This window comes from Streptomyces thermovulgaris (assembly GCF_002155915.1).
GTDB lineage: Bacteria > Actinomycetota > Actinomycetes > Streptomycetales > Streptomycetaceae > Streptomyces > Streptomyces thermovulgaris.
In genome coordinates, this window is the sequence record NZ_MUME01000156.1 from 1 (window position 1) to 6,162 (window position 6,162).

2 protein-coding genes and 2 pseudogenes are annotated in these 6,162 nt (G+C 73.8%); all 4 read left to right on the forward strand.

Annotation, left to right across the window (positions count from 1 at the left end):
- Nucleotides 1-1,211, forward strand: a pseudogene (locus CCN35_RS14260) (GAF domain-containing protein); the annotation flags it as partial.
- Between the two features lie 55 nt (nucleotides 1,212-1,266).
- Nucleotides 1,267-2,790 (forward strand): acetaldehyde dehydrogenase ExaC, encoded by a 1,524-nt coding sequence (exaC, locus tag CCN35_RS14265; RefSeq protein WP_067392228.1) that lies wholly within the window; start codon nucleotides 1,267-1,269, stop codon nucleotides 2,788-2,790.
- Between the two features lie 435 nt (nucleotides 2,791-3,225).
- Nucleotides 3,226-4,658, forward strand: a pseudogene (locus tag CCN35_RS14270) (ATP-binding cassette domain-containing protein).
- Nucleotides 4,659-4,784: 126 nt separating this feature from the next.
- Nucleotides 4,785-6,020: a bifunctional class I SAM-dependent methyltransferase/NUDIX hydrolase gene (locus CCN35_RS14275; RefSeq protein WP_245863163.1), complete on the forward strand. Its 1,236-nt coding sequence runs from the start codon at nucleotides 4,785-4,787 to the stop codon at nucleotides 6,018-6,020.
- Nucleotides 6,021-6,162 lie beyond the last annotated feature (142 nt).

Below are 6,162 nucleotides of genomic sequence, written 5' to 3' on the forward strand. Positions count from 1 at the left end.
CCGTGAGCTCCACCCGCGCGGTGCCGGTGTCGGACCGGACCGGCACCGCGCGGGTGGAGCTCACGGACGGCGACCTCGACGCCTACCGGGCGGAGCATCCGCTGGCTCCCGTGATGCCGCTGTTCCGGGAGCTGCTGGGCTCGTTCGCCGCCGACGGGGAGCACCTGCTCGCGGTGTGCGACGCGCACGGCAGGCTGCTGTGGGTGGAGGGCCATCCGGCGACACGGCGAAGGGCCGCCCGGATGAACTTCGTGCCCGGGGCGCGCTGGGCGGAGTCCGCGGTCGGGACGAACGCACCGGGCACCGCGGTCGCCGTCGGCCGGGCGGTGCAGGTGTTCGCGGCCGAGCACTTCGTCCGGCGCGTCCATCCCTGGACCTGTGCGGCGGCCCCGGTGCACGATCCGCGCACCGGGCAGGTGCTCGGCGCCGTGGACATCACCGGCGGGGACGGGCTGGCGCACCCGCACAGCCTCGGTCTGGTGCAGGCGGTGGCGCGGGCCGCCGAGTCCCAGCTGGCGCTGCTCGGCCCGCGCGAAGCCGCCGCCGGCACGCCCGAACTGGCCGCACTGGGCCGTGACGAGGCACTGTTCACGGTGGGCGGCCGCCGTCTGCGGCTGAGCCGTCGGCACAGCGAGATCATGGTGCTGCTGGCCCGTCACCCGGAGGGCCTGACCGGGGACGAGCTGCTGTGCGCGCTGTACGAGGACGAGTCGGTCACCCCGGTGACGCTGCGGGCCGAACTGGCCCGGCTGCGCCGGGTGCTCGGTCCGGGTCTGCTCGCCTCGCGCCCGTACCGGCTCACCGTTCCGGTGGGGTCGGACGTGGCGGTGGTGGAACGGCGGCTGGAGACGGGGGCGGTCGCGGCGGCCGCGTCCGCCTACGCCGGCCCGCTGCTGCCCGCCTCGCAGGCCCCGGCGGTGGTGCGGCTGCGGCAGCGCCTCGCCGACGGGCTGCGCAGGGCGCTGATCGTCCGCCGCGACCCCGACCTGCTGGCCGACTGGGCGCACGCGCCGTGGGGCGAGGACGACCTGGAGGTGTGGCGGGCCCTCGCCGCCGTACGGCCGAGCACGGCGGTCCGGGCCCGGCTCGCCGCGCTCGAGGCGGAACTGGCGGCCCCGTACGTCCCGGTCAGGGACCCCGCCGGCAGCCCGTCGGCCCGCGCCCCCGTGCACGCCCGTCGCGCAACGTCGTTGCAACGTCGGCGTCCCTAGCCTCGCGCCGAGAGCTGCCCAACGGCGGGCAGCGCTGCTGAGGGAGGCAACCAGGATGACCCGTTACGCGGCGCCCGGCACCGAGGGCGCGATCGTCTCCTACCAGGCGCGCTACGACCACTTCATCGGCGGCGAGTACGTGCCGCCGGCCCGCGGACAGTACTTCGAGAACCCCTCGCCGGTGAACGGGCAGCCGTTCACGGAGGTGGCACGCGGCACCGCGGAGGACGTCGAGCGGGCGCTGGACGCGGCGCACGCGGCCGCCCCGGGCTGGGGCCGGACCCCGGTGGGCGAACGCTCCGGCATCCTGCTGAGGATCGCCGACCGCATGGAGGAGCATCTCGAGTCCCTGGCGGTCGCCGAGAGCTGGGAGAACGGCAAGCCGGTCCGCGAGACGCTGGCCGCCGACATCCCGCTGGCCATCGACCACTTCCGCTACTTCGCGGGGGCGATCCGGGCCCAGGAGGGCTCGCTCGGCGAGATCGACGACGACACCGTCGCCTACCACTTCCGCGAGCCGCTCGGCGTGGTCGCCCAGATCATTCCGTGGAACTTCCCGCTTCTGATGGCGGCCTGGAAGCTGGCGCCCGCACTGGCCGCGGGCAACGCGGTCGTCCTCAAGCCGGCCGAGCAGACCCCGGCCTCCATCCACTACTGGCTGAGCCTGGTCGCCGACCTGCTGCCGCCCGGTGTGGTGAACGTCGTCAACGGCTTCGGCGTGGAGGCGGGCAAGCCGCTCGCCTCCAGCCCGCGGGTGGCGAAGGTCGCGTTCACCGGCGAGACCACGACAGGGCGGCTGATCATGCAGTACGCCTCGGAGAACATCAAGCCGGTCACGCTGGAGCTCGGCGGCAAGTCGCCGAACATCTTCTTCGACGACGTCTCGGCGGCGCACGACGACTTCCGCGACAAGGCCCTCGAGGGCTTCACGATGTTCGCGCTCAACCAGGGCGAGGTGTGCACCTGCCCGTCCCGGGCGCTGATCCAGCGCGGTCACTACGACGAGTTCCTCGAGGAAGCCGTCGCCCGCACCGAGCGCATCAGGCCCGGCCACCCCCTGGACACCGAGACGATGATCGGCGCCCAGGCCTCCAACGACCAGCTGGAGAAGATCCTCTCCTACCTGGACATCGGCCGGCAGGAGGGCGCACGGATCCTGACCGGTGGTGAACGCATCGAGTACGACGGCGAGTTGAAGGGAGGCTATTACGTCCAGCCGACCATCTTCGAGGGCAGCAACCGGATGCGGATCTTCCAGGAGGAGATCTTCGGCCCGGTCGTCTCGGTGACGTCCTTCGACGACTTCGACGACGCCATCAAGATCGCCAACGACACGCTGTACGGCCTCGGCGCCGGCGTGTGGACCCGGGACATCAACACCGCCTACCGCGCCGGCCGCGCGATCCAGGCGGGCCGCGTCTGGACGAACTGCTACCACGCCTACCCCGCGCACAGCGCCTTCGGCGGCTACAAGCAGTCCGGCATCGGCCGCGAGACCCACAAGATGATGCTGGACCACTACCAGCAGACGAAGAACCTCCTGGTGTCGTACTCGCCGAAGAAGCTCGGCTTCTTCTAGTCCTTCCGGGCCCGAAGACTTCTTCCGGCGCCTTCTTCCCGCACAAGAACTCCTTCCCGCGCAGAGCACTTCCTCCAATCCTCCAGCGCAGAGCACTTCCTCCAGCGCGGAGCAACGGGCGCCCGACCGGGAGAACATCCGGCGGGCGCCCTTCCGCGCGCACGTCCGGGGAGCGAACCGGCCGGACCGGGCCGGCGGGCGGCAGAAGCCCGGTCTCGTCCTCCGGCTCCGGTGTTTCGAGGACCGGCGTTTCGGCCAACTCCTGCCGCTCGCCGGCGGCCTGGGCATGGGGGGTCTCCCGGCCGGTCCCTTGCCGCACAAGGGGTCCGGTACGTCCGAAATCCAGCGTGTTCGATTCCCGTGCCGCGTCGTTGTGCCGGGCAGGACCGCGCCACCCGGGTGCGGCACCGGTTCCGAGGAGGGATGCGGGTGACCGTGACCGACGCCTCGGCCAGGGACGCGAAGACGCCTCCCCCTCCTCCCCCGGCCACCATCGGCTTCGCGGGCAAGTACGGCAAGAACCCCCTGGCGGAGGCGAGTTCCACCGCCGTGTGCCGCCGTCCGCCCTCCGTGCTCGCACACACCGCGCGCATGGCCTGGGCCGTCGACAGGACCGGCGTCGTCCCGCTCCTGGGCTGCCGGCTCCCGACCGGCGCCATGGCCGCCGTCGTCCTGACGTTCACCGCGCGGGCCATGCCCCATCTCCTCGGCACGGGCACCGTCTCCGAACGCCTGCACGGCGCCCTGCCCGCCCTGGCCGTGGTGACGGCCGCCGCCGGCCTCGGCCGGATCGGCAGCGCCCTGTCCGGCCGGGTCGACCGGCGCACCCTCGCCGCCGCACCGCGGACACTGCGCATCGCCCTGGCGGCCGGCGCCCTGGGCGGGGTGTTCCTGCTGGGCAGCTGGGCCGCTCTCGCCTGGCCGGCCGCCACCGGCCGCGTCGCCCTCCCCGTCGCCGCCACCGCGGTGGTCGCCGTGCAGACCACTCTGGCCGCCCTCAGCCGGTTCGCCGTCCATGGCGCGGCCCTGTTCCACACCTCGCTCCACCTCGCCGGCATGCGGCCCTTCCTCGACATGGCCGCCGAACGCGCCCCCAGGCGCGGCCGGTCGGTCGTCCCCGAACGGGTGGAGAAGATCCGGCTCGACGAGGTCGTCCACCGCTACCCGGCAAGGACGCGCCCGCCGCGGACGGCGTCTCCCTCACACTGCGCCGCGGCGAGATCCTGGCCCTTGCCGGCGAAAGCGGCTCGGGCAGGTCCACCCTGGTCGAGCTCATCACCGGCATCCTCCTGGCCGACAAGGGCCGCGTGCTGTGGAACGGCGTCGATCTCGCCCACGCCGATCCCGACTCCGTGTGGCGGCGCACCGCCCTCGTCCCGCAGAACTTCGCCTGCCGGCCGTTGCGCGTCCGCGAGAACATCACCCCGGGCCGGCCCCGGACCCGCGACGACGCCCCGGTGTGGGAGGCGGTCGACGCCGTCGGCATGCGCGAGGCGGTCGAGAGGCCGCCGCAGCGGCTCGACACCCTCCTCGCCGGGGAACTGTGGGGCGGAGTCGAGCCGTCCGGCGGTCAGTGGCAGCGGCTCGCCTGCGCACGCGCGCTCCACCGGCGGACCCCGCTGCCGGTCCTGGACGAACCGACCTCGCAGACGGCTCCCCGGGGCGAGCACCAGATCTTCGGAAGGATCAAGGCCATCGCCGGTGAACGTGTCACGATCATCGTCACGCACCGCCTGGAGAACACCAAGGTCGCCGACCGCATCGTGGTCATGGACCGGGGCCGCGTCGCCGAACAGGGCCGCTGCGAGGTCCTCGTCCACGCCGGGGGCGTGTTCGCCGGCCTGCTGCGCCTGTCCCAGGAACGCTGAGCGCCGCCGGGCATGCACTCCCCCGCCGGCCGCGGTGCGCGCCGGTGTGCGCACCCCGGCCCGCCGCCGTCATGCCCCACGCCCTCGAGTCCGGCCCCAGGAACCGCCTGGAGAAACGGAGCACTTGTGAGCACTCGCCCGACGGACGACCGAAGCTGGACCCTCTACGGCCAACGGCAGCTCGAGCGCGGTCATGTCCCGCCCGTGCCGGACCGCATCGACTGGGGTTTCCGGCCCGGGACCGGACCGGGCACCGAGATCCTCGGTCCTCTCGCCGGCAAGCGCGTGCTCGACGTCGGATCCGGTCCCGGACATCATGCCGTCCACCTGGCCCGCGCGCACGGCGCCCTCGTGGACGCCGTCGACCTGTCCCCCACCCAGCATCAGCGGGCCCTGAACGCCTACGGCACCGAACCGGGAGTCCGCTTCCTGTGCGCGGACGCCGCCGGCCATCTGCGGCGCGCCGAACCCTACGAAGCCGCTTACGCCGTCCGCTCCTTCGCCTGCATCGATCCGCGTCATCTCCTGCCGGCCCTGCGCGACGGTCTGGTGGACGGTGCGCCTCTCGTCTTCTCCGCACTGCACACCAACGGGGAGGGCCGAGGACCGTCCTCTTCCGTGACACCGCGTCAGGAGTTCATCCGGCTCCGCGACGAGGCCCCCATCCCCACCCGGATGTGGGTTCTCACCCCGCGTCTGTGGGAGAAGCTGCTCACCGACCACGGGTTCACCGTCGAGGCGGTGGAGCTGCTGCGCGCGCCCGGGGCCGACAGTCCCGCGGTGGTCCAGCTCGTCCGGGCCCGGCGCGGGCCGCACCGCCGTCCGCCCCGCGTCTCCAGCCGTCCCCGTACGCGTCGGCCGCCCGTTCCGCACGCGGCTGTCGGCGTCGGTGCCGTCGTGCTGGGCGAGCAGGGGCTGCTTCTCGGCCGTCACCGCCACAGCACCTGGGAGCTTCCGGGCGGTGCCGTCGAGCCCGGCGAGTCGTTCGAGGGGGCCGTCGTGCGCGAACTCGCCGAGGAGACGGGGCTCCGCGCCGATCGCGAGGGCATCACCCTCCTCGGCACGCTGGTCGACCACGTGGACGGCGTACTGCGCGTCACCGTGGGCGCCGTCGTCACCGCCTGGGAGGGCGAGCCGGCCGATCAGCCCGGCGAGAGCGTGGGCGGGTGGCGGTGGCACCGCCTGGACGCCCTGCCGCAGGGGCTGTTCGTCTGCTCCGCCCAGATCCTCGCCGTCTGGCGCCCGGATCTCCCCGTCGACCATCCTCCCGCACACTTCACCCCGTTCCGCTCCCGGTCCGGAACGGGAGCGCCGGGTCCGGTGGGCGACCGGGGCGCCGCGGCCGGACCGCCGGACCGGTGATGCCCCGCCGGCCGGCGGCCGTGGAGCCCGCCGCCACGGGCGTGCCCCCGCACCCGTACGGCTGCACGGCCCTCCCCTGACGCGCCGCGGTCCCCCGCCGTCGCCCGCCGTCATCCGTGACCGGTCCGGCCCACCGCACAGG

Excerpts from the sequence above, each read along its gene's own strand:
- exaC (WP_067392228.1), top strand. The coding sequence starts at position 1,267 with ATGACCCGTTACGCGGCGCCCGGCACCGAGGGCGCGATCGTCTCCTAC.